The following is a 23,096-nucleotide window of genomic DNA, read 5'->3' as shown; positions in this document are numbered from 1 at the left end:
TTCCCTTCGGTATTTCGTGTTCCCGACTCTATCAGACTCTTTCGTGTCCGACTTCCTCGGTGCCTTTCCGGTTCTCCCTCTCGGGTTTCCCTTTCCGGCTGTTCCGACTCTATCAGATCCTTTCGGGCCTGATTTCCGGTCTCCCGGGTCCAAGTCGGCTTGTCTTCCCGGCTGTTGGGCCGTTCCGACTCCCGAACTCTAGCGGATTTTCCCGGCAACCCGTAATCGGGGCTTCCGGTCCGATCGAAATGAATTCGGCATGCCGAAAACACTCCCGGTCGGGAGATCGTGCTGAGTTGGGTGGCCGCAGAATCTGCGGCGGATGACTGTTGCAGAACCGTATCGGCTCCGCGACAACTCGAAGAACCTTACGGATCGGGGAGATCCGTGTCAACCCCGGCCCTGGCTCCTGTCCACTGGTTTTTTCAGTCGAGGTCGGTGAGGCGGCCGCCCGCGTCCGGCTGGGCGTGCTCCACCCTGCGGAGCAGGCGGATCAGCATCTCGCCGAGGAGGCCGCGCTCCTCGGCGGACAGGTCCTGGAGGAGGTCCTCCTCGAAGTCGCTGGCCATGCGCATGGCCTCCAGCCACTTCGTACGGCCCTCATCCGTCAGCTCGACGATGACGCGTACCCGGTTGTTCTCGTCACGGTCGCGCGTGACCAGGCCTTCGCCGGCCATGCGGTCGATGCGGTGCGTCATCGCGGCCGGTGTGAGGCCGAGGCGCTTGGCGAGTTCGCCGGGGCCCAGGCGATAGGGCTCGCCCGCCAGGAGCAGGGTCTTGAGGACCTCCCACTCCGCGTTGCTGATGCCGAGGGCGGCCACTTGGCGGCCGTACGCCACGTTCATCCGGCGGTTCAGGCGGCCCAGGGCCGAGACGACCTTTTCCACCTGGGGGTCGAGGTCGCGGTACTCCCGCTGGTACGCGGCGATCTGCTCGTCGAGGGTCGGCTCCTGGGGGCCGTCGGGCTCGGCGGGCTCGGTGGTCTCAGCCATGTCGCGAGTATGGCACGGGGTCCGTTGGCGTCTAAGTCCTTGAGTGTGTATTGTTAAGGATCTAATTTTAGTATTGAAGTCTTCAGAGCTGAGCCCTTCAGGTTCAAGTCCTCCAAGCTTCCAGACCCCAAGGTGGTGAAGTGTGACCAAGGCGATGGGTGCAGCGATGCGCCGGATCCAGGCAGGTAACGCGCTGAGCGCGTTTGGACTCGGGTTCACCGTTCCGTACCTCTATGTGTACGTGGCTCAGGTGCGGGATCTGGGCGCGACCACGGCCGGTGTCGTGCTCGCCGTCTTCGCCATGGCCGCGCTTGTCGTGCTGCCGTTCACCGGCCGCGTCATCGACCGGCGCGGGCCGCTGCCGGTGCTGGTCGGCGCCGCGATACTCGCCTCGGCCGGCGCGCTGAGCATGGGCTTCGCCTCCAGCGTGCCCGCCGCTGTCGCTTCGGCCGCGCTGCTCGGCGCGGGCACCGCCGTCATGCAGCCCGCGCTCGCGACGATGATCGTCTGGTGCTCCGGCCCCGCGACCCGCACCCGCGCGTTCGCCATGCAGTTCTTCCTGCAGAACCTCGGGCTCGGCATCGGCGGGCTCATCGGCGGCCAGATCGTCGACGAGAGCCACCCCTCCAGCTTCACCCTGCTCTTCTCCATCGAAGCGGTGATGTTCCTGGTGCTCGCCGGGATCGCCGGCTCCGTGAAGATGCCGCACTCGGCCGTCCTCTCGGACGCGCGTCCCAAGGGTGAGCAGGGCGCCGGCGGCGGGATCCGCACGATCCTCGGGCACCGGGCGATGGTGCAGCTGTGCGTCCTTGGCTTCGTGCTGTTCTTCGCCTGCTACGGGCAGTTCGAGTCCGGACTTGCCGCGTACGGCACCGAGGCCGCCGGGATCCAGCCCTCGACGCTCGGGATCGCGCTGGCCGCCAACACGGCCGTCATCGTGGTCGCGCAGTTCCTGGTGCTGAAGTTCGTCGAGCGCCGGCGTCGCAGCCGGGTCATCGCGTCCGTCGGTCTGATCTGGGCCGTCGCGTGGATCGCGGCCGGATACGCCGGGCTCGGGCACGGCAGCCAGGCGATGGCCACCGCCGCCTTCATCTCGACGTACGCGCTCTTCGGGCTCGGTGAAGCGATGCTGTCGCCGACCGTGGCGCCGCTGGTCGCCGATCTGGCCCCGGAGTCGATGGTCGGGCAGTACAACTCGGCGTTCGCCCTGGTCAAGCAGCTCGCGCTGGCCGTCGGTCCGGCGGTGGGCGGGCCCATGGGCGCCGCGCTGCACGGCCCGTACATCGTGACGTTCGTGCTCTTCTCGCTCGGGATCACCTTCCTCGCGCTGCGGCTCGGCAAGAAGCTGACGCTGGCGCAGGACCATCCGATGCTCGCGGCCAGCTCGCGCGTGGTCGCGGTGCACAAGCCCGAGCAGGCGCCCGCCAACGCCTGACCCGCGCCTAACCGGGCAGCGCGAACTCGCACCACACCGCTTTGCCGCCGCCCGGTGTGCGGCGCGAACCCCAGGACGAGGCGATCGTCGCGACGATCGAGATGCCTCGTCCTGCTTCGTCTCCGGGGTCGGCGCGGCGGCGGCGCGGCAGGTGATCGTCGCCGTCGGTCACCTCGATGATCAGGCGACGGTCGGTGCGGCGCAGGCGCAGGCGCATCGGCGGGGTGCCGTGCTGCAGCGAGTTGGCCACCAGCTCGCTCGCCGCGAGAACGCCCAGGTCGCGCAGCTCCACCGGGAAGCGCCACGAGGCGAGGACGCCGGACGCGAACGCCCGGGCGCGCGGGGCCGCTTCGATGCCGCCGAGCAGGTCGAGCGCCGCGTTGTGGAACAGCTCGGCGGCGGGTCCCGTACGGGCCGGGTGCTGGCAGACCAGGACCGCGACGTCGTCGTCGTGTTCGGCGGTGACCCCGAGCGAGCGGATCAGACGGTCGCACACCACCTGAGGGGTGCCGACCGCGCCGGACAGCGCCCGCTCAAGGGCGGCCACTCCCTCGTCGATGTCCTCTCCCCTGCGCTCGACCAGGCCGTCCGTATAGAGGACGGCGGTCGCACCGGGCGGCAGGTCGATCGTGCCCGAGGTGTGCAGCCAGCCGCCGGTGCCGAGCGGGGGCCCGGTCGGGTCCGCGGCGCGGTGGACGGTGCCGTCCTCGTGGCGCACGAGAACGGGCAGGTGGCCCGCCGACGCGTACACCAGGCGGCCCTCGTTGGGGTCGTGCACGGCGTAGACGCAGGTGGCGATCTGGCTGGCGTCGATCTCGGCGGCCAGGCCGTCCAGGAGCTGGAGCACCTCGTGCGGGGGCAGGTCGAGGCGCGCGTACGCCCTGACCGCGGTGCGGAGCTGGCCCATCACGGCGGCGGCGCGGACCCCGCGGCCCATCACGTCGCCGATGACCAGGGCGGTGCGGCCCGCGCCAAGGGTGATCACGTCGTACCAGTCGCCGCCGACCGCCGCGTCCTTGCCGCCGGGCTGGTAGGTGGCGGCCACCCGCAGGTCGTCGGGCTGTTCCAGCTCCTGCGGGAGCAGGGAGCGCTGGAGGGTGACGGCCGTCTCGCGGTGGCGGCGCTCGCTCGCGCGCAGTCGCTCGGCGGCCTCCGCGTGGTCGGTGACGTCGGCGGCGAAGACGAGCACGCCGCCCTCGTCGTGGCCGGGGATCTCCACCGGGCTGCACGTCACCGTGTACGAACCGGCGGCCTGGGTCTTGCGGGACTTGACCGTACGGGACGTGCCACTGCGCAGCACCTGGTCCATCAGCGGGAGCAGGCCGAGCTCGTCGAGCTCGGGCAGCGCCTTGGCGGCCGGGGCGCCAAGCGGGCGGGTCCCGAAGGCCGCGGCGTAGGCGTCGTTGACGTACGCGATGCGGTGCTCGGGGCCGTGCAGGAGCGCGACCAGGGCGGGGAGCTGGCCGAGGATGTCGCGCACGGAGAGGTCGTCCAGGGGCGGGGGCTCGGCCGCATCGTCCGGCCAGGGCTGCGGCTGCGGCCCGGATTCACCGCGGGCCGCGGGCACGGAGCCCCGGTCTGCGCGGTCGGTCCGTGCTGCGGCGCGGCGCGGCGTACCGGGGAGCCGGGCGCTCCAACGCGTGAAGTTCACGGTGTTCCAAGCCTCGTGTGTTGCTGCGGGTGCTGTGCTGCCGGTCCTTGTGCGGTGCTGGGTCGCTGGATCACTCTGTGCAGGTGTGGGCCCACCTATGGTCACACGTCCAGTGTGACGGACCACACTGACAACCGTCAGTTCTCCTGCGGGGCGGGGCCCTTGGCGGGCGGGCCGCCGCCCGCCGCGATCTCGAACTCGGCGCGCGGGTGTTCCAGCGAGCCGAGCGAGACGATCTCGCGTTTGAAGAGCCCGGCGAGCGTCCATTCGGCGAGGACGCGGGCCTTGCGGTTGAAGGTCGGGACGCGGCTCAGGTGGTAGGCGCGGTGCATGAACCACGCCGGGTAGCCCTTGAGTTTGCGGCCGTAGACGTGGGCGACGCCCTTGTGCAGGCCGAGCGATGCGACCGAGCCGACGTACTTGTGCCGGTACTCCTTGAGCTCTCCGCCCCGTACGGCCGAGGCGATGTTCTCGGCGAGGACCTTCGCCTGGCGGACGGCGTGCTGGGCGTTGGGCGCGCACTCCTTGCCCTTCTCTTCCGAGGTGAGGTCGGGGACGGCGGCCGCGTCGCCCGCGGCCCACGCGTGCTCGGTGCCCGCGACGCGCAGCTCCGCCGTGCACGCGAGGCGGCCGCGCTCGTTGAGGGGCAGGTCGGTGGCGGCGAGGATCGGGGCGGGCTTGACGCCGGCGGTCCACACGACGGTGCGGGTGGGGAAGCGGGCGCCGTCGCTGAGGACGGCGACCCGGTGCTCGCAGCTGTCGAGCCGGGTCTGAAGGCGTACGTCGATGTTGCGGGCGCGCAGCTCGCGGATCGCGTACCGGCCCATCTCCTCGCCGACCTCGGGCAGGATCCGGTCGCTGGCCTCGACGAGGATCCACTTCAGGTCCTCGGGCCGGATGTTGTGGTAGTACCGCGCCGTGTAGCGGGCCATGTCCTCCAGTTCGGCGAGCGCCTCGACGCCCGCGTAGCCGCCGCCGACGAAGACGAAGGTCAGGGCGGCGTCGCGGATCGCGGGGTCGCGCGTCGAGGAGGCGATGTCCATCTGCTCGATGACGTGGTTGCGCAGGCCGATGGCCTCCTCGACGGTCTTGAAGCCGATGGCGTAGTCGGCGAGGCCGGGGACGGGCAGGGTGCGCGAGATCGAACCGGGCGCGATGACGAGTTCGTCGTACGTCAGCTGGATGGCGCCGGTGCCGTCCTCGGGAGAGGCGAGGGTGGTGACGGTGGCGGTGCGCCCGGTGTGGTCGATGCGGTCGGCCTCGCCGATGACGATGTGGCACTTGTCCAGGACCCGGCGCAGCGGAACCACGACATGGCGCGGCGAGATGTTTCCGGCCGCCGCCTCGGGCAGGAACGGCTGGTACGTCATGTAGGGGTCGGGGGTGACCACGGTGATCCGGACGGCGCCGCTCTTCAGCTCTGCCTTGAGCTTCCGTTGCAGGCGCAGCGCCGTGTACATCCCGACGTATCCGCCGCCGACCACGAGAATGCGCACAGGTTCTGTCACCACCCCATGACGCAACGGGCCCCGCTCTTTGTCCACAGGCCCGGCAAATTGTGTGACTGGAGGGAACTGCTGTGGCGGGTGGCTCGTTCTTCGCGCCGCGATGATAGATGCGCAGGTCAGAGCGGGAGTGACACGTGATGGGCCGGGTCCGATTCGGTCAGGTTTCGGTCCTTGGTCCGATCGGGGGGCACACCGTGCGGAAGAACCCCTTCTGAATTGACTCCGGCTCAACTATGTTCGTATCCCGTCGGGGTGTCGGGTTAGGGACCGGTCCCCGGCTGTCAGGGCGGGGAGTCTCCGGGGGGAGACGTTATTACCGGGGGATAAATGCACATTCAGGACTCTCATTGGCAGACTGCCGTCGCGGCTTCCGACGGAAACGGTCGCGTGGGTACGGGTCCGAGCGCGGGCGGATCGCGTTCCGCGCCGCTGCGGGTGGATGCCCAGCGCAATCTTGAGCACGTGCTGCGCGCGGCACGCGAAGTGTTCGGCGAGCTCGGCTACGGGGCGCCGATGGAGGACGTGGCGCGCCGGGCCAGGGTCGGCGTGGGCACCGTCTACCGGCGGTTCCCGAGCAAGGACGTGCTGGTGCGCCGGATAGCCGAGGAGGAGACCTCGCGGCTGACCGACCAGGCCCGCACGGCCCTTGGCCAGGAGGAGGAGCCCTGGTCGGCGCTCTCCCGCTTCCTGCGCACCTCGGTCGCCTCCGGCGCCGGGCGGCTGCTTCCGCCGCAGGTGCTGCGGGTCGGCGTCGACGCCGAGGAGACCGACGGCGTACGTCCCGAGGGTCCCCGGTCTGACGGCCTGCGGGACGGGCTCGACCAGGCGCGGGTTCCGCAGCAGCGTCAGGTGGGCCTCGCCGAGCAGGGCGCCGGCTGGGGCCGGGTCATCGAGCAGCGGACGGCGCCCGAGGCGGAGCTGGACGACGCCGGCGCGGCCGAGCTGCTCGACGTGGTCGGGCAGTTGGTGGACCGGGCGAGGGCGGCCGGGGAGCTGCGCGGTGATGTGACCGTCGCCGATGTGCTCCTGGTGATAGCCACCGCGGCGCCCTCACTGCCGGACGCCACGCAGCAGGCCGCGGCCTCGTCGCGGCTGCTCGACATCCTGCTTGAGGGGCTCCGTTCGCGGCCGTCCTGAGGCTCAACTCCCTTGCACGGAGCGCTGGTTGGCGGCGGTGACGACCGCTCCCGAGCCTGCGGGCCTTCCCCGAAAGAGTGAGGGCCCGTGCCCGGGTGCGGTGGGAGCCCGGGGCTGAACTCCGTCCGGATCGGAGCGCGGCGGGGTTCAGACACAGTCGCTAAGTCTCCCCGGATGAGTGGTTGCCGGTCCTGGGACTCGGCTCCGCTTGTGCTCTGTGGCACGCTTGCCCGGTGGTCGGGTCTGAGCGTGCTTACGGGAGCTTCCGCGATGGGCGTTGAAGAGCGGGACGAGTCGCGCTCAGGCGGCGGCGGTCCGGAATCCGGTGGCCCTGACGGCGGTCTTCCGCCGCGCCAGGTGCCGAGCCAGGGCGGTCCCGGCGGAGGTTCGCCGGGCGGGCCAGCACCCGTTCCAGGGCAGCCCGGCGGGGATTCCGGTTCGGAGTTCGGCGAGCTCGGCGCGACCGTGCTGCCCGGGCCCTGGGGGCCGATGGACGGCGTCGGGGAGCCGGGCTCGACGGTGCCGCCGCAGCGCGAGGGCGGGCTGCGCGAGGGCACGGCCCTGGGGATCGCGGAGGCCGGGCAGTCCGACGCCGACCTCATCCACGCCATGCGGACCGGCGACGACAGCGCGTACGAAGAGCTCTTCAGGCGCCACTCGGAGGCGGTGCGGCGCTACGCCCGCAGCTGCTGCCGCGACGCGCACACCGCCGACGACCTGACGGCGGAGGTCTTCGCGCGGACGCTTCAGGCGGTACGCGGCGGGGCCGGGCCCGAACACGCCGTGCGCGCCTACCTGATGACCACCGTGCGGCGGGTCGCGGCCTCCTGGACGCGGACCGCCAAGCGGGAGCAGCTCGTCGACGACTTCGCGGTCTTCGCCCAGCAGTCCGCGCGCTCGGCCGAGGTGTCCGACGACGACACCATCGATCTCGGCGCCGAAGTGCGGGCCATGCACGAGGCCGAGCAGACGCTGGCCATGCAGGCGTTCCGCTCGCTGCCCGAGCGCTGGCAGGCGGTGCTCTGGCACACCACCGTCGAGGAGGAGTCGCCCAGCGAGATCGCGCCGCTGTTCGGGCTGACCGCCAACGCCACGGCGGTGCTCGCCAGCCGGGCCAGGGAGGGCCTCAAGCAGGCCTACCTCCAGGCCCACGTCTCCAGCGCGCTGACCTCCGGCGGGGACTGCGCGCGCTATGCCGACCGGCTCGGCGCGTACGCGCGGGGCGGGCTGCGGATGCGGGCCGAGCGCGGGCTCAGCAAGCATCTGGAGGAGTGCGCGAACTGCCGGGTCGCGGTCGTCGAGCTCAAGGACGTCAACGCCGGGATTCCCGCGCTGCTTCCGGTCGCGGTCATCGGCTGGTTCGCCGCCGGGTTCTCGCTCAAGGCCGCCGGAGTCGTGGCGGGCGGCGCCGCCGGGGCCGCCGGCGCGGGTGCCGCGGCCGCGGCGACGGGCGGCAGTTCGTCCGGCGGGACGGCGGGAGGTGCCGCGGCCTCCGAGGGGCTTGGCGCCCCGGCCAAGGCCGGGATCGCCGCGGCGGTGGCCGTCGCGGTGGCGGCGGGCGTCGTGTTCGCGCTGACCGGCCACGATGCGCCGCCGGCCAAGCCCGACGCGAAGCCGCCCGCGGTGGCGCCCGTCGTACCGCAAAAGCAGCCGCCGCCCTCGCCGCCCGCGGCCCCCGCGCCGAAGCCCGCGCCTCCGGCGCCGCCCGCGCCGAAGAAGCCGGCGGCCCAGCCGACGCCGCCCAAGCCGACGCATCCCCGGCCCACGCCGCCCCGGCCGGTGCCGCCGCCCAAGCCGACCCCGCCGAAGCCGACGCCTCCCCCGCCGCCGCCCGCGCCGACCGTGTTCCAGGTGAACCGCCTGCAGTACGGCGTGCTCGGCGACGGCACCAAGCCCGAGGTTCGGCTCGGCGAATCCAGCTGGCTGTGGCAGCGCTCGGGCATGCGGATCGGCGAGCAGCGGTATCCGCACGGGGTGACCGTGCACGGCCGGTCCTCGGTGACCATCGACCTCAACCGCCAGTGCCGTACGTACGACGCGTACGCGGGCGTGGACGACCTGACGATGGGGCTCGGGGCGGTGCGGTTCTCGCTGTACGGGGACGGGGCGAGGCTCTGGCAGTCCCCGGTGGTGCACGGCGGCGACCCGGCGGTGCCGGTGCACGCCGACATCTCGGGCCGCGGGACGATCCGCCTCGTCGTCGAACCGGCGGGCCCGTTCGGCGGCGCGACGCTGGCGGACTGGGCACAGTCGCAGATCAGCTGCGAATAGCTCCGGTGGCACCCCGGATCGGCTAGCGGGCGACCGCATCCAGGACCAGCACGACCTCGGCGGGGGTCAATGCCGCTCCGGCGGCCCGTTCCGCCTCGTACCGCTCGGGCGTGAGCGCGCGCCGGGCCCGTGCCGTGACGGATTCCTCGATCTCCTGCTCCGGTACGGAGTGTGGGATTCCGGCGCGCCAGACGGTGGCCGCCGCCAGGACCCGTACCGCGCGGGCGTGCTCGTCGAGGTCGCCGAGGAGCTGGGCCGCGCGCTCGGCCACGTGGGCCAGGACGATCTCGGTGCACTCGGCGCCGGCCGCCGTGCGCAGGGCGTCGGCCATGGCCCGCAGGCCCGGGAGCGGGCCCGACTCGGCGGCGATGATCCGGGCGCCCAGCGCGTCGAGCAGCGCGGCGAAGTGCGGGGGCAGCGGGCCCGTCATGGCGAGTTCGACGGCCTGCTCGCGCAGGGTGCGGGCGGCGGCGGGCTCGCCCCGGTCGAGGGCGATGGTGGCGAGCAGCGAGTGGATGTACGGAGTGGCGTCGCCGACCCGGTAGCGGTCCGCCTCCGCGGAGGCCTCGGCCAGGGACTTCTCGGCGGAGTCCAGGTCTCCGCTGCGGTAGGCGAGTTCGGCGACCCGGGCCATGAGGAACGGCGCCTCGTGGTGGGCGCCCACCTCGCGGGCCAGTTGCAGCGCCTCCTCGTAGGCGGGCTTGGCCTGCTCGGGGAGGCCGCGCATCATCGCGGCCTCGGCGGCGGCGCTGGCCACCTGGGCGCGCATCCAGCGGTCGCCCACCCGGCGGCCGAGCTCGCGCAGTTCGGCGAGGTCGTCGTCGATGCCCGCGAAGCCGCCGGGCGTGTCGATGGCCATGTGCGCACGGAACATCAGGGCCACTCCGGTCGCCCATGCGTCGCCGTGGCGGCGGCAGTTGACGACGACGGCGTCGATCGACTCGCGCACCAGGCCCGGGGTGTCGGTGAAGAACGTGGTGAACGGCCAGAGCAGCCCGGGGAAGCGGGCCGCCTCGGGCCCGCCGACCTCGAAGGCCTGCCGGAGCTGGACGAGGCGGTCCTGCACGACGGGGCTGTCGAGGCCCTCGCGGGGGTTGGCGTCGGAGAGCAGGAAGAACCGGAGCAGGTCGAGGTGGAGCCGTGGCCAGTGGCGCGGGTCGCAGTCCCCGGCGGGCGTCGGCGAGAGCTCGGCGACGGCCCGGCCCCAGGCGGCGCCTTCGGTCCGGTAGTTGCGCAGCCACCAGAACCAGCCCATGGACAGGGCGAGTTCGGTGGCTGCCACCTCGTCGGCGGTGGGCGGGGTCGTCGTGCGGCGCAGGACGGCCCGGATGTTGTCGAGCTCGGCCTCCAGGCGGCCGATCCAGGGGAGCTGGTCGCCCGAGCGGATTCTGGGTTCGGCCCGGCGGGCCAGGTCGCGGTAGTACGCGGTGTGGGCGTCGGCGGCCTCGCGCAGCGCCTCGGGGGTCTCGGCGGCACGCTCGGCGGCGTACTCGTGGATGGTCTCCAGCATGCGGTAGCGCATGCCGGCGCCGTCGGGCGCGGGGACCGCGATGACCAGGGACTTGTCGACGAGGGCGGCGAGGACGTCGGTGGGATCGGCGGCGCCCTGGGCGCCTTCGGTGGCTGCGGCGCCTTCAGCGGCGCCGGCCGGGTGCGTGGTGGCGCACACCGCCTGGGCGGCCGCGAGGTCCCAGCCGCCGGCGAAGACGGAGGCGCGGCGCAGGACGGCGCGTTCGGGTTCGTCGAGCAGGTCCCAGGACCAGTCGACGACGGCCCGCAGGGTCTGCTGTCTCGGCAGTACGGTGCGGCTTCCGCTGGTGAGCAGGCGGAAGCGGTCGTCGAGCCGGTCGGCGATCTGACGAGGTGTCAGTACGCGGAGTCTCGCCGCGGCCAGTTCGATGGCGAGCGGGAGCCCGTCCAGGCGACGGCAGATTTCGGCGACGGCCTCGGGGTCGGCGTCCTGGTCGAAGTCGGGGCGTACGGCGCGGGCGCGTTCGGCGAACAGGCGGTGGGCCGGGACGGGCGGCAGCGGCTCGACCGGGCGGACCGCCTCGCCGGGTACGCCCAGCGGCTCGCGGCTGGTGGCGAGGATGCGGAGCCGGGGGCAGCGGGTGAGGAGCGCCTCGGCGAGGTGGGCCGCGGCGTCGATGACGTGCTCGCAGTTGTCGAGGACGAGCAGGGTGTCCGGGCGGCGGGAGAGGTCCTCGACCAGGCGGGCGGTCGGGTCGTCGTGGCCGGGCGCCGGGCCGGCCTGCGGCAGCAGGATCGTCTCGCGCAGGCCGAGCGCGGAGACCACGGCGCCGGGGACGGCGTCGGGGTGGTCGAGCGGGGCGAGCTCGACGAGCCAGGCGGCCGCGTCCGACCCCGCTGCCGCCTGTTCCGCGAGCCGGGTCTTGCCGGTGCCGCCGGGGCCGGTGAGGGTGACGAGCCGCGACGCGGCCAAGTCGGCCCGGATCAGGGCCAGTTCGGGCTCGCGGCCGACGAAGGAGGTCAGACGGGGGCGGAGGTTGCCTTCCGTGGGGCGCGGGGCTTCGGGCGGCTCGGCGGGGCCGGGGCCTTCGGCGGAGGGCTGGGCGTCCTCGGCGGGGTGCGTGGGGGCGGCCTCCAGCAACTCCGCGTACAGGGAGGTCAGTTCTGGACTGGGGTCCGCGCCGAGAGACTCTGCCAAGATGCGGCGGGCCTTCTCGTACGCCGCCAGGGCGTCCGCCCTTCGGCCCTCGTTCCTCAGCGTACGGATCAGCTGGGCGTGCAGCGTCTCGTCGTACGGGTGCGAGGTGAGCAGCTCCGTCAGTTCGGGGAGCAGCGCGCTCGTGGCGCCTCGCCTCAGGTCGGCCTCGATGCGGTTGCGCTGCGCGGCCAGGCGCTGGGCTTCGGGGCGTACGGCGGCGTCCCGTTCCGGGAGGTCCGCGAGGGCGTCGCCGCGCCACAGGGCGAGCGCCGCGCGCAGGGTGCGGGCGGCGGACTCCGGGTCGCCCCCGGCAAGCTGGGCCGCGCCCGCTGCCGTGCGGTCCTCGAACTCGTGCAGGTCGATCGCGTCGCGCGGGGCGGTCAGGCGGTATCCGGCGGGGCCCGACTCCACGGCCGCTCTGCCGAGGGTGCGGCGGAGCCTTCCCACCAGGGCCTGGAGGGCGGCGGGGGCGTCCTGTGGTGGATCGCCCGCCCATACGTCGTCGATCAGGGTGGGTACGGGTACGGGGCGCGGGGCACGCAGCGCCAGCGCGGCCAGCAGGGTGCGCAGCCTGGGCCCGCCGAGGGGTATGGCGGTGCCGTTGTCGTCGTGCGCCTCTGTGGCGCCCAGGATCAGGTACCGCACGGTTGCCATTGTGACGGGGTTTGCCCGTGCGGGGGGAATCGTTTTCCTCGGCACGGCGGTTTTTCGGGCCGGGGGACTTTCCCACCCGCCCGCCCGTGACGGAGATGGAAATGGCTGGGCCACCAGTGGAGGCGCCTCGCCATCGGCAGCCGCCCCGCCTTGGGGCGGGCAGATATCTCCCACCCGACCGACCGCGACGCGGATCGGAAACGCCGGACCGCCAGCGGCGCCACCTCACCGCCGGTGGCCAACCATCGGTGGGACGACCCGGTGGGACAGCCCCCTCAAGACCGCAACGTAGGCCGCCGAGGCGGAACCACCCCTCCCGCCACCGCCCGCTGCCTCGGCGCTGCCGTGCCCGTCCAACAGGTGCCCCGGCGGGACAGCAGGCGCCGCAGCCACAGTTCCGTCGAGATCAGGTCCGCCAGGCCGTCCAGCGGGAGAGGTTCGCCTTCGGCCGCCGCTCGCAGCGCCTTGCGGATCGTGCGGGCTTCGATCAAACCCGCGTCCGCGAGCAGCGGTGCTTCGAAGAGGGAGATCAGCGGGTCGGCCGACTGACGCAGGCCCGCCCTGGCTGCGGCCGTCGAGGGGGCGTGGGACGGGGTGCCCCAGCCCGGGGGCAGGTCGCGGACCCCGGATGCCGAAAGCACCGTGCGCAGGATCGTCGCGCGGGCGCCCGGCTGGACCCGCAGGGATTCCGGCAGGGCCCGGCACGCCCGTACCACCTGGTTGTCCAGGAACGGGGCGTGCAGGCGCTGGCTGCGTACCTCCGCGGCCTGCTCCAGGATGCGGTGGTCCGCCGCGTAACGGGCGAGCGCCGCCGACGCGCGGGCCTCCCCCGGGCGCTGCGACGGGGCCGGGCGGGTCGCCGAGGCCATCAGGCGAACCGATACTTCGGCGAGTGCTTCCCCGGTCAGCCAGCGGGCCGCCGGGCCGGGGCGCGTCCATGACAGTGCCGCCAACGAGATCGACAGCGGGCTCGCCGCGTCGTCCGGGCGGGGCGAGCCCAGGCCGTCCGCCGCCGACGAGCGCAGCGCGTCCGCCGCCGATTCGATGCCGGTCCGGTACGGGGTCCGGGCCAGGCGGCGGGCCGCTCTGTAGACCGTCAGGGGGACGAAAAGAGAGTTCGCTGTTGGGCCTCCCGCCTTCGCCAGTGCCGTTGCCGGGCGGAGCAGGTGGCGGCGCTGACGGTCCATCAAAAGGTCGGCCAGGCGCGCCGGATGGGCGTCCAGGACTTGGCGGGCGCCGCTTCCCGTGAAGTGGTCCGCGCTGCCCGCGAGGAGGCGCCGGCGGTGGCGGGGGGCCGCGATCAGGGACGGGCCCGGCTCGTCGGTCAGGGGGCCTTCGAGGTCCGCGTACGGCAGGTACTCCTCGTCTCCCGTCACCACCACGTGGTGCAGGCGGGGGTTGGCGGCCATCGCCCCGGCCCGTTCCAGCTCGGCCTGGCGGCCCGCTCCCGGCACCGTGAGGTCGTTGAAGGTGACGGCGAGCAGGCGCTCGCCCGCGCCCGTGCCGTGCCCGAGCACCGTGCCCGGCACCCCGGGCAGCCCCGCCGCGAGCAGCGCGAGGGTCGCGGAGGCGGGGCCTCCGGAGAGGTCGGCCCCTATGCCGGGGGCCGGGCCCCCGCGGGCGGCGCGCCGCTCGGCCGGGCCCATGCCGGGGACCGGGCCGGGGTCGGGCGGCAGGGTCTCGGGGGCGTGCCGGGGTGCGGTGAGCCTGGCCCGTACCGCCGACACGAGGGCGTCGCGGACGCCCTCCACCGCGGCGGCGGGCGCCAGTTGGGGCGCGGCCACCGCGAGCGAGGCGACCGGCTCGTACCCGGTGATCTCGCGCGAGCCCTCGCGCAGGACGAGCGCGTGGCCGGGCGGGATGCGGCGCACACCCGCGTACGGGGTGGAGTCGCCGAGCGCCTCGGGCACGTCGGGGCAGGCGAGCAGGGCGGCGAGGTGGCCGATGTCGAGCTGGGCCTCGATGAGGTCGGCGAGCGGAAGTGCCGCCGTTCCATAGGCCGTTCCGCCCGCCCAGGGGGTGTAGAAGACGGGCCGGGCGCCGGCCAGGTCGCCGACGACCGTGACACGGCGGGCCACTTGGGCGACGGCCGTGTAGCTGCCGGGCCAGGCGGAGAGGTGGCGCAGCGCTCCCCCGCGCGCGGCGAAGAGGCCGACCCTGAGCTCCTCGTCGGTGGCGGCGCAGCAGCCCAGTACGGCCAGGCGGGTGTCGGCGCCGACGCTCACGATGCGGATCTCGTCGGGTCGCCAGTCGCCCACCGCCCACAGCGGATCCGGGTCGCCCCACAGGAGTTGGGCCCCGACGGGGTGGACCGTGCGCCCCTCCTCGGGCTCGCCGACGGAGCCTGCCGTGCCGTACCCGCCCGTACCGTAACCGCCCGCGCGGAAGCTTGCGGCGACGCTGCTCCACCCCACCAACCACCGCATCGCGCCTCCACAGGCTGTGGACAACTAGTGGACAACCCCGGGCCGACCCTCGATGTGACGATCCGTCAGGTGCTCGGCGCCGGGCCCATTACTGGACTCAGCGCTGGGTCCGGTACTGGGCTCGGTACGGGCCGAAGGAGGCCGGGACCCCATGCTGCCACGACAACGGCGCCCCGGAGGGGCTACGGGTAGCGGGCGCAAAAAGTGAATTCGCCTCGGCAGGTGGCCGATTGGTGTCGCTCCCGGGGCGTACGGAACCCGCCACCGGTGATCGACAACCGGCTCCGGGGCCCTCGACCGAGGGGCGATATCCAGCCATTCTCGGAGTGCGGCGGGCTCGTCACACCCGCCTCCGGGGGCCCTCAACACACAGTCCGGGAGGCGCTGTTCGCCTCCCGGACCGGTCCGCCGCCCGCGGGGATTGAGGCGGCGGTGTCCCCCAGCCCGCTGGATCCATGCAGCGGGCCGACCCACGCACCACACATGGAAGCGCTCCCCTGGGGGACCCGCGAGAGCGCACGGCCGGGCGCACGGCCACACGGCAGGAGCGCGGCGGCGGCCGGTCCCGCCTCACCCCCGGCGCAACGGTCCGCCGATCGCGCCGCGCCCGCGGGTGTCAGCAACTGTTCGTACGGAAAACAATCTCGCCATACGGAAGACCGCCTCTTAACGGTCGGGATGCGGCGAACTACGCTGTGTTTACTGCTGTTCCCCACGAGCGGCATATTCCCGAGGGCTCGGCCACATGCTTTTGCGGCCGACGATCCGGACACCACACCGCCCGGGGGAACGCCGTCTGTGTCGAGGGGTGGCGCATGTCCAGGGAGCAACGCGGGCCGAACGAGAAGCTCGGCACCGTTCTCGCCCTCGCGGGAATAAGCAACGCGGGCCTGGCGCGACGGGTCAACGACCTCGGCGCGCAGCGGGGCCTGACCCTTCGCTACGACAAGACCTCCGTGGCCCGGTGGGTCTCCAAGGGCATGGTGCCCCAGGGCGCCGCGCCCCATCTCATAGCGGCGGCGATCGGCGCCAAGCTGGGCCGGCCCGTCCCACTGCACGAAATCGGCCTCGCGGACGCGGATCCGGCCCCCGAGGTCGGGCTCGCCTTCCCGCGCGACGTGTCGGAGGCGGTGCGCTCGGCGACCGATCTGTACCGGCTGGATCTGGCCGGGCGGCGGGCCGGCGGCGGCATCTGGCAGTCCCTCGCGGGCTCGTTCGCGGTCAGCGCGTACGCGACGCCCGCGTCCCGCTGGCTCATAACGCCCGCCGACTCCTCGGTCGCCCGCAGCGTCGAGCTGACCGACCTGCCGCCGCTGAAGGTCGGCCACAGCGATGTCGCCAAGCTGCGCGAGGCGGCCGAGGACGCCCGCCGGTGGGACTCCAAGTACGGCGGCGGCGACTGGCGTTCGTCGATGGTGCCCGAGTGCTTACGGGTCGACGCGGCCCCGCTGCTGCTCGGTTCGTACAGCGACGAGGTGGGCCGCGCGCTGTTCGGCGCGACCGCCGAACTGACCAGGCTCGCCGGGTGGATGGCCTTCGACACCGGCCAGCAGGAGGCCGCCCAGCGCTACTACATCCAGGCGCTGCGGCTCGCGCGCGCCGCGGCCGACGTGCCGCTCGGCGGCTATGTGCTCGCGTCGATGTCGCTCCAGGCCACTTACCGCGGCTTCGCCGACGAGGGCGTCGACCTCGCGCAGGCCGCCGTCGAGCGCAACCGCGGGCTCGCCACCGCCCGCACCATGTCCTTCTTCCGGCTCGTGGAGGCGCGCGCCCACGCCAAGGCCGGCGACGGGCACCCCGCCGAGGCCGCCCTGAAGGCCGCCGAGGCCTGGCTGGAGCGCTCGCGCGACGGCGACTGCGACCCGTCCTGGCTCGGCTTCTACTCCTACGACCGCTTCGCGGCGGACGCGGCGGAGTGCTACCGCGACCTGAAGGCGCCCCGCCAGGTGCGCCGCTTCACCGAGCACGCGCTGTCGCGGCCCACCGAGGAGTTCGTCCGCTCGCACGGGCTGCGGCTCGTGGTGAGCGCGGTGGCCGAGCTGGAGTCGGGCAACCTGGACGCGGCGTGCGCGGCGGGCACCCGGGCGGTCGAGGTCGCGGGCCGGATCTCCTCGGCCCGTACGACCGAGTACGTCCGCGATCTGCTGCACCGCCTGGAGCCGTACGGGGACGAGCCGAGGGTCGCCGAGCTGCGCGAGCGCGCCAGGCCGCTCCTGGTGACCCCGGCGTAGACCCCTCCACCGGACGTTTACCGGGATTGTCAGTGGGTCAGTGCAGTATGTGGTGAGGGGGTCCGGGGCCGTCCTCCGGGAAAGACGCGACCGGGGTGGGAGGTGTGTGGGTGACGACGACGTACGACTGCGATGTGCTGGTGGTCGGCGGCGGGATCGTGGGTCTGTCGACGGCGTACGCCCTCACGCAGGCCTCGCCCGGGACACGCGTGGTGGTCCTGGAGAAGGAGAGCGGCCCCGCCCGGCACCAGACGGGGCGCAACAGCGGGGTCATCCACAGCGGCATCTACTACAAGCCGGGCTCGCTCAAGGCGCGCTTCGCGGTGCGGGGAGCGGCCGAGATGGTCGAGTTCTGCGCACGGCACGGCATCGCCCACGAGGTCACCGGCAAGCTCATCGTGGCCACCGAGCGCGCCGAGCTGCCCCGGCTGCACGCGCTGGTCCAGCGCGGCCGGGAGAACGGCATCCCGGTGCGCGAGCTGGGCCCGGCCCAGATAGCGGCGTACGAGCCGGAGGTCCGCGGCCTGGCCGCGATCCACGTCGGCACGACCGGGGTGTGCGACTACGGGGCGGTGGCGGCCCGCCTCGCCGAGCTGTCCGGCGCCGATGTGCGGTACGGCGCGGAGGTCGTCCGCATCGACCGGCGCCCCTCGCTGGGCGTCGCCGTGCGCACCGCCGACGGCACGGTGCTGCGCGCCCGGGCCCTGGTGAACTGCGCGGGCCTGCACTGCGACCGGGTGGCGCGGCTCGCGGGCGACGACCCGGGGGTACGGATCGTGCCGTTCCGCGGCGAGTACTACGAGCTGGCCCGGCCCGGCCTGGTCAAGGGCCTGGTCTACCCGGTGCCCGACCCAGCGTTCCCCTTCCTCGGCGTCCACCTCACCCGGGGTGTCGACGGCTCGGTCCACGTCGGCCCCAACGCGGTGCCGGCCGCGGCCCGCGAGGGCTACGACTGGCGCACGGTCCGCCCCGCCGAGCTGGCCGGCACCCTCGGCTGGCCCGGCACTTGGCGGATAGCCCGCCGCCACTGGCGCTACGGCGCGGGCGAACTGCACCGCTCCTGGTCGAAGCGAGCCTTCACGGAAGCGGTCCGCCGTCTGCTCCCCGAGGTGGCGGAATCGGACCTGCGCACGGCCCCGGCGGGAGTCCGAGCCCAGGCCGTCCTGAGGGACGGCACCCTGGTGGACGACTTCCTGATCCGGGAAACCCCGAGAGTGGTCCACGTGCTCAACGCCCCGAGCCCGGCGGCGACGGCGTCGTTGCCGATCGGCAGAGAGGTGGCGACCCGGGTCCTGGCAACCCTGCCGCACCCCTAGCCCGGCCATCCGTCCGCGCAGTTCCCCGCGCCCCTAAAGTCCCGGCTCCGTCCGCGGGCCGCGGTCGGTTCTCGCGCGGTTCCCCGCGCCCCTGGGGGTTTCAGGGGGCCGGGGTTAATGGGGGGGACTTCCTCTGGTGTGCGGGCCCGGCAGGTGCCTCCTAGGAGCGCGGGGGTGTGACATTGTGCGGCTCCGCCGCGTGGGCGCGACCAGCCACAGACGACCCGCACCCGACCACAAAGACGCGGAAGCACTCCCGCCCCACCGGGGCAAACCGTAAATACCCGGGGTCCGGGGCCGAGCCCCGCTGACGCCAGCGCCCCCGCCACCACCAGGGTCGTAGAATTGGCCGCATTGTGTCTGAGCACCCCCACACCCCAGAAGCCCCGGCCGCGGCGGCGACCGAAAAGGTCCTGCCCAGGAACAAGGCACCCCGATTCCCGGGCGGCCCGGCGGCCGACCCCGCCGGCTCGCACCACGAACGCCGCATCCGCAGCTTCCAGCCCCGCCGCAGCCGCGTCACCACCGGCCAGGGCGAGCACCTGGAGCGGCTGTGGCCGGTGTGGGGCTTCGACATCGACGGGCTGCGCAAGGTCGACCTGGCCGGGATGTTCGACGGGCTGCCCGTCGTCCTGGAGATCGGGTTCGGCATGGGCGAGGCCACCGCGCAGATGGCCGCGGACGACCCCGCCACCGGCATCCTCGCCGTGGACGTGCACACCCCCGGCCAGGGCAACCTCCTCGGCCTCGCCGAGCGCGGCGGCATGAGCAACATCCGCGTCGCCAACGGTGACGCGATCATCCTGCTGCGCGAAATGCTGGAGCCGGACGCCCTGGACGGCCTGCGCGTGTACTTCCCGGACCCGTGGCCCAAGAAGCGGCACCACAAGCGCCGCCTGATCCAGCCCGAGTTCCTCTCGCTCGCCGCGACGCGGATGAAGCCCGGCGCCCTACTGCACTGTGCGACGGACTGGGAGGACTACGCCGAGCAGATGCTGGAAGTCCTCAGCGCGCACCCCGACTTCGAGAACACGGCGGAGGGCGGCGGCTACGCGCCCCGGCCCGCGTTCCGGCCTCTGACGCGGTTCGAGGGGCAGGGGCTCGACAAGGGCCACGTGGTGCACGACCTGCTGTTCCGACGGGTCGGGCACAGCGGGTAGTGCAGGCACCGTCGCGGATTGTCAGTGACCCTCGTTAGGGTCGTCTGGTGTCCTTCGAGTCGCTTCCGCATCGCCCGCATCCCGGGCAGGCGCCCCAGCAGGCCGGGCCGGCCATTGCGGCCCAGCCCGTTCCGGCGTGCGCGGACGAGCCCCGGTTCGATGCGGTCCCGCCGGACCGGTCGAAGTGGCGCTACCGGCCGCGCCGTGACTTCTGGCGTTCCAAGGCGGTCCGCGCGGGCGCGCTGATCACCCTGCTCGCCCTGTGCGGCCTGGTCATCCTCGCGCTCGTACGGGAACAGACGGGCACCGAGGGGTTCCTCGTGGGGCTCGGGCTCGCGGTGCTTCCGGTGCCGCTGCTCGGCGCCGCGTTCCGCTGGCTGGACCGGGTCGATCCCGGGCCGTGGCGCAACCTCCTGTTCGCCCTGGCGTGGGGCGCCTGCGCCGCCGCGCTGGTGGCGATCATCGCCAACTCGTTCGCGACGCGCTGGATAGCCACGGCCACCGCCGACCCCTCCTCGGCCGACCATCTGGGCGCCAGTGTCATAGCCCCGATAGTCGAGGAGAGCGCGAAGGCGGCGGCCGTCCTGCTGCTCTTCCTCTTCAGGAGACGCGACTTCAAGGGGATCGTCGACGGCGTGGTCTTCGCCGGTTTCACCGCGACCGGCTTCGCCTTCACCGAGAACATCCTCTACTTGGGCAACGCGTTCGGCGAGGACCAGGCCAGTCACAGCGGAGGCTCTACGACGGCGGCGACCTTCTTCGTACGGGTCGTCATGTCGCCGTTCGCGCACCCGCTGTTCACGGTGCTCACCGGCATCGGGTTCGGCGCGGCCGCGCTCGCGCCGCCCGGCAAGCGGCTGCGCCGGGTCGTGTTCCCGCTGGGCGGCCTGGTGTGCGCGATGGGCATGCACGCCCTGTGGAACAGCTCGACGCTGTTCGGGGTGTACGGCTTCTACATCGTGTACGGGGCGTTCATGGTGCCGGTGTTCGGGCTGCTCACCTGGCTCGCGATCTGGAGCCGGCAGCGCGAGCTGCGCACGGTCGCCGCCGAGCTGCCCGCCTACGCCGCGGCCGGCTGGCTCGGGCCCGCGGAGCCGCTCGCGCTGTCGTCGATGCGGGCCCGCGCGGCGGCCCGCGACTTCGCGCACCGCACGTTCGGGGGGAAGCCGGCGGCGCGGGCGGTCGCCGAGTACGAGGCGTTCGCGACCGCGCTCGCCTTCCTGCGGCACCGCGCCTACCGCAGCGCGGGCGCCGTCGGCCCCGGCCCCGACTTCGCGGCCCGCGAGCAGGAGCTGCTCCACCATCTGTGGGAGCGCAAGCCGGTCGCAGGCCCGGCGCTGCTGTACGCGGCGGGGGCCACGGGCCGGATCTGGCTGCCCCCGCAGCCGGGCCCGCCCCACCCCTACACCCAGCACGCGCAGTACGCGCCGTACGTTCCCTACGTTCCGCAGGTTCCCTACGGGCGGCCGGGCCCGGCCGGGGGCCCGGGGCAGTACAACCCGTACCTACGCTGAGGCGGCCGTCAGCTCGGAGAGCTGTGCCTCGGTCAGCTCCAGGTCGGCGACCGCGAGCAGCGCCGGGAGCTGCTCGACGGTACGGGCCGAGGCGATGGGCGCGGCGACGGTCGGCCGGGCGGCCAGCCAGGCCAGCGCCACCGTGGCGATCTCGGCGCCGGTCTCCTGGGCGATCCGGTCCAGCGCGGCGAGCACCTTGCGGCCCCGCTCGGTCTCCAGGTGCTGGCCCGCGCCCTCGGCCCGCTGGCTGTTCACCGACTGGCCCGGACGGTACTTGCCGGTGAGGAAGCCGGAGGCGAGCGCGAAGTAGGGGACGGCGGCCAGGCCGGCGCGGGACGCGGTCTCCTGGAGGGCGCCCTCGTAGGTGCCGCGCGAGACCAGGTTGTAGTGCGGCTGGAGCACCGCGTACTTGGCGAGGCCCTCGCGGTCGGAGAAGTCCAGGGACTCCTGGAGCCGCTCCGGGCTGATGTTGGAGGCGCCGAGGGCGCGGACCTTGCCGTCCCGCACCAGCTGGTCGAGGGCGGTGACGATCTCCTCGACGGGGACGGAGGGGTCGTCGAAGTGCGTGTAGTACAGGTCGATGTAGTCGGTGCCGAGGCGGCGCAGCGACTCCTCCACGGCGGCCTTGATGTTGGCCGGAGCCAGGCCCTTGTACCCGGGCAGGGCGCCGACCTTGGTGGCCACGACCACGTCGTCCCGGTTGCCGCGGGCGGCCAGCCACTTCCCGATGATCGTCTCGGACTCGCCGCCGGAGTTGCCCTCCGCCCAGGCCGAGTACAGGTCGGCGGTGTCGACGAAGTTGCCGCCGCCGTGGGTGTAGGCGTCCAGGACGGCGAAGGACTGGTCCTGGTCGGCCGTCCAGCCGAAGACGTTGCCGCCGAGGGAGAGGGGGAAGACGGAGAGGTCGGAGCTGCCGAGCGTACGGAGAGAGGTCATGGGGTGATCAACTCCCTTACGGGGGCGGCTATTCCGGGGCGCCCCGCGCAAGGACAACCCTGCTAGGGGCGCGGGGAACTGCGCGACCAGCCGCGTACGGCCCGAGCGCGAAAGCGGGGTTAGGGGTTCAGCCCCTTCGACTGGAGCCACGTCATCGGGTCGATGCCCGTGCCGGAAGGCGTGTGCACCTCAAGGTGGAGGTGCGGGCCCGTCACGTTGCCGGTCGCACCGACCCGCCCGATGACATCCCCCGTGGACACCTTCTGCCCCACGCTCACCGCCAGCGACGACTGGTGGCAGTACCAGAGCTCACTGCCGTCATCCAGCGTGATCACCGTGCGGTAGCCGTACGCACCGGCCCAGCCCGCCGACTTGATCGTGCCGGAGTGGATCGCCTTGAGCGGCGTGCCCGTGGGGGCCGCGAAGTCGAGGCCGGTGTGGTGGCCGGAGGACCACATCGAGCCGGCCTCGCCGAAGGTGGAGGTGATCGTGTACGAGCCGACCGGCAGCGAGTAGCTCGCGGCCAGCTTGGCCAGCCGCTCCTCTTCCGCCTTCTTGGCCGCTGCCTCCTCGGCCGCCTTCTTCTCGGTGGCGGCCTTCGCGGCGGCCGCGTCCTGCTTGGCCTTGGCGTCGGCGGCCGCCTTCTCCGCCGCGGCCTTCTGCGCGGCGGCCTTCGCCTCGGCGATCGCACCGGCCTTCTGCTGCTCGGCCTGCTGGAGGATGCGGGCGCGCAGCGCCTCACCCGCGTCGGTGGCGCCCTGCTCGGCCTCGCTCGTGGAAAGACCGGTCATGGTCAGCGGCGCGGCGGCGATCTTCTGATCGGCCCTGGCGGCGGCGGTCTTCGGGGCGTCCGGGCTGTCGTGCGAGACCAGCTCGCCGACGCCGGGCAGCGACCCGAGGTCGGGCAGGCTCTCGGATATGGAGTCCGGCAGCGATATGGAGACCGGCGGCTTGGTCTGCGCGGTGGCCATGCCGCCCGCGCCGACCGCGGCGATGACGCCGACGCCCAGCACGGTGGAGCTGCGGGCGAGCCCGCCGCGCTGCTTGGCCACCCGGTGCCGGCCGCGGACCGGGCGCACGGACTCCTCGGTCGGGTCCCACTCCTCCCAGCTCTCGGTCTCGCCGGGTACGTCCCCGTACAGCGAAACCGGAGATGTGGGGGTGTCGAGGGCAGGCTCGTTGGACGCCACGAGGGCG

The 23,096-nt window shown here is 73.3% G+C and carries 14 protein-coding genes; 7 read left to right on the top strand and 7 right to left on the bottom strand.

Annotation, left to right across the window (positions count from 1 at the left end):
* Positions 1-425: 425 nt before the first annotated feature.
* Positions 426-992, bottom strand: coding sequence for a MarR family winged helix-turn-helix transcriptional regulator (locus ADK54_RS14270; protein ID WP_053725975.1), 567 nt, complete (start codon positions 990-992; stop codon positions 426-428).
* Positions 993-1,146: 154 nt separating this feature from the next.
* Here ADK54_RS14270 and ADK54_RS14265 point away from each other — a divergent pair, with 154 nt between their 5' ends.
* Positions 1,147-2,427, top strand: coding sequence for an MFS transporter (locus tag ADK54_RS14265; protein WP_199826960.1), 1,281 nt, complete (start codon positions 1,147-1,149; stop codon positions 2,425-2,427).
* A 7-nt stretch (positions 2,428-2,434) separates the two neighbouring features.
* Here the strand turns inward: ADK54_RS14265 and ADK54_RS14260 are convergent, their stop codons facing one another.
* A complete protein-coding gene (locus ADK54_RS14260; protein WP_053725973.1) occupies positions 2,435-4,078 on the bottom strand; it encodes an ATP-binding SpoIIE family protein phosphatase in 1,644 nt (547 codons plus the stop codon).
* A gap of 137 nt (positions 4,079-4,215) precedes the next feature.
* Positions 4,216-5,589, bottom strand: coding sequence for an NAD(P)/FAD-dependent oxidoreductase (locus tag ADK54_RS14255; protein ID WP_199826956.1), 1,374 nt, complete (start codon positions 5,587-5,589; stop codon positions 4,216-4,218).
* 324 nt (positions 5,590-5,913) lie between these two features.
* Between ADK54_RS14255 and ADK54_RS14250 the strand changes: the two genes are divergently transcribed.
* Positions 5,914-6,723 (top strand): TetR/AcrR family transcriptional regulator, encoded by an 810-nt coding sequence (locus ADK54_RS14250; protein ID WP_053725972.1) that lies wholly within the window; start codon positions 5,914-5,916, stop codon positions 6,721-6,723.
* 270 nt (positions 6,724-6,993) lie between these two features.
* Positions 6,994-8,994 (top strand): sigma-70 family RNA polymerase sigma factor, encoded by a 2,001-nt coding sequence (locus ADK54_RS14245; RefSeq protein ID WP_078966374.1) that lies wholly within the window; start codon positions 6,994-6,996, stop codon positions 8,992-8,994.
* A gap of 22 nt (positions 8,995-9,016) precedes the next feature.
* On the opposite strand, the gene ADK54_RS14240 is transcribed toward ADK54_RS14245, so the two are convergent.
* Together ADK54_RS14240 and ADK54_RS14235 are read right to left on the bottom strand one after the other, a co-directional pair.
* Positions 9,017-12,307, bottom strand: a complete 3,291-nt coding sequence (locus tag ADK54_RS14240) for an AfsR/SARP family transcriptional regulator (RefSeq protein WP_053725994.1) — start codon at positions 12,305-12,307, stop codon at positions 9,017-9,019.
* 284 nt (positions 12,308-12,591) lie between these two features.
* Entirely contained in the window at positions 12,592-14,742 is a 2,151-nt protein-coding gene (locus ADK54_RS14235) for an asparagine synthase-related protein (RefSeq protein WP_107090528.1), read from the bottom strand.
* Between the two features lie 815 nt (positions 14,743-15,557).
* Here ADK54_RS14235 and ADK54_RS14230 point away from each other — a divergent pair.
* The 4 genes from ADK54_RS14230 to ADK54_RS14215 all read left to right on the top strand — a co-directional run bounded on the left by ADK54_RS14230 (position 15,558) and on the right by ADK54_RS14215 (position 20,963).
* Positions 15,558-16,973, top strand: a complete 1,416-nt coding sequence (locus ADK54_RS14230) for a hypothetical protein (RefSeq protein ID WP_053725971.1) — start codon at positions 15,558-15,560, stop codon at positions 16,971-16,973.
* A gap of 110 nt (positions 16,974-17,083) precedes the next feature.
* Positions 17,084-18,289: an L-2-hydroxyglutarate oxidase gene (gene lhgO / locus ADK54_RS14225; RefSeq protein ID WP_234392057.1), complete on the top strand. Its 1,206-nt coding sequence runs from the start codon at positions 17,084-17,086 to the stop codon at positions 18,287-18,289.
* A gap of 353 nt (positions 18,290-18,642) precedes the next feature.
* Positions 18,643-19,449 (top strand): tRNA (guanosine(46)-N7)-methyltransferase TrmB, encoded by an 807-nt coding sequence (gene trmB / locus ADK54_RS14220; RefSeq protein ID WP_420717305.1) that lies wholly within the window; start codon positions 18,643-18,645, stop codon positions 19,447-19,449.
* Between the two features lie 47 nt (positions 19,450-19,496).
* Complete coding sequence (locus ADK54_RS14215) at positions 19,497-20,963, top strand: PrsW family intramembrane metalloprotease (RefSeq protein WP_420717303.1); 1,467 nt, start codon at positions 19,497-19,499, stop codon at positions 20,961-20,963.
* Here ADK54_RS14215 and ADK54_RS14210 read toward each other — a convergent pair.
* Together ADK54_RS14210 and ADK54_RS14205 are read right to left on the bottom strand one after the other, a co-directional pair.
* Positions 20,955-21,899 (bottom strand): aldo/keto reductase, encoded by a 945-nt coding sequence (locus ADK54_RS14210; RefSeq protein ID WP_053725968.1) that lies wholly within the window; start codon positions 21,897-21,899, stop codon positions 20,955-20,957. The genes ADK54_RS14215 and ADK54_RS14210 overlap by 9 nt on opposite strands.
* Before the next feature lie 119 nt (positions 21,900-22,018).
* Positions 22,019-23,089: a M23 family metallopeptidase gene (locus ADK54_RS14205; RefSeq protein ID WP_053725967.1), complete on the bottom strand. Its 1,071-nt coding sequence runs from the start codon at positions 23,087-23,089 to the stop codon at positions 22,019-22,021.
* Positions 23,090-23,096: the final 7 nt, after the last annotated feature.

Origin of the sequence: Streptomyces sp. WM6378 (genome assembly GCF_001279695.1) — a bacterium.
Classification (GTDB): Bacteria; Actinomycetota; Actinomycetes; order Streptomycetales; family Streptomycetaceae; genus Streptomyces.
The sequence above is the reverse complement of the archived record's forward strand: the minus strand, read 5'-3'. Positions and strand labels throughout refer to the sequence as shown.

Coding starts and splice junctions, on each gene's coding strand:
- ADK54_RS14230 (WP_053725971.1), top strand. CDS start 15,558: ATGTCCAGGGAGCAACGCGGGCCGAACGAGAAGCTCGGCACCGTTCTC.
- ADK54_RS14250 (WP_053725972.1), top strand. CDS start 5,914: ATGCACATTCAGGACTCTCATTGGCAGACTGCCGTCGCGGCTTCCGAC.
- ADK54_RS14210 (WP_053725968.1), bottom strand. CDS start 21,899: ATGACCTCTCTCCGTACGCTCGGCAGCTCCGACCTCTCCGTCTTCCCC.
- ADK54_RS14270 (WP_053725975.1), bottom strand. CDS start 992: ATGGCTGAGACCACCGAGCCCGCCGAGCCCGACGGCCCCCAGGAGCCG.
- ADK54_RS14265 (WP_199826960.1), top strand. CDS start 1,147: ATGGGTGCAGCGATGCGCCGGATCCAGGCAGGTAACGCGCTGAGCGCG.
- ADK54_RS14235 (WP_107090528.1), bottom strand. CDS start 14,742: ATGCGGTGGTTGGTGGGGTGGAGCAGCGTCGCCGCAAGCTTCCGCGCG.
- ADK54_RS14245 (WP_078966374.1), top strand. CDS start 6,994: ATGGGCGTTGAAGAGCGGGACGAGTCGCGCTCAGGCGGCGGCGGTCCG.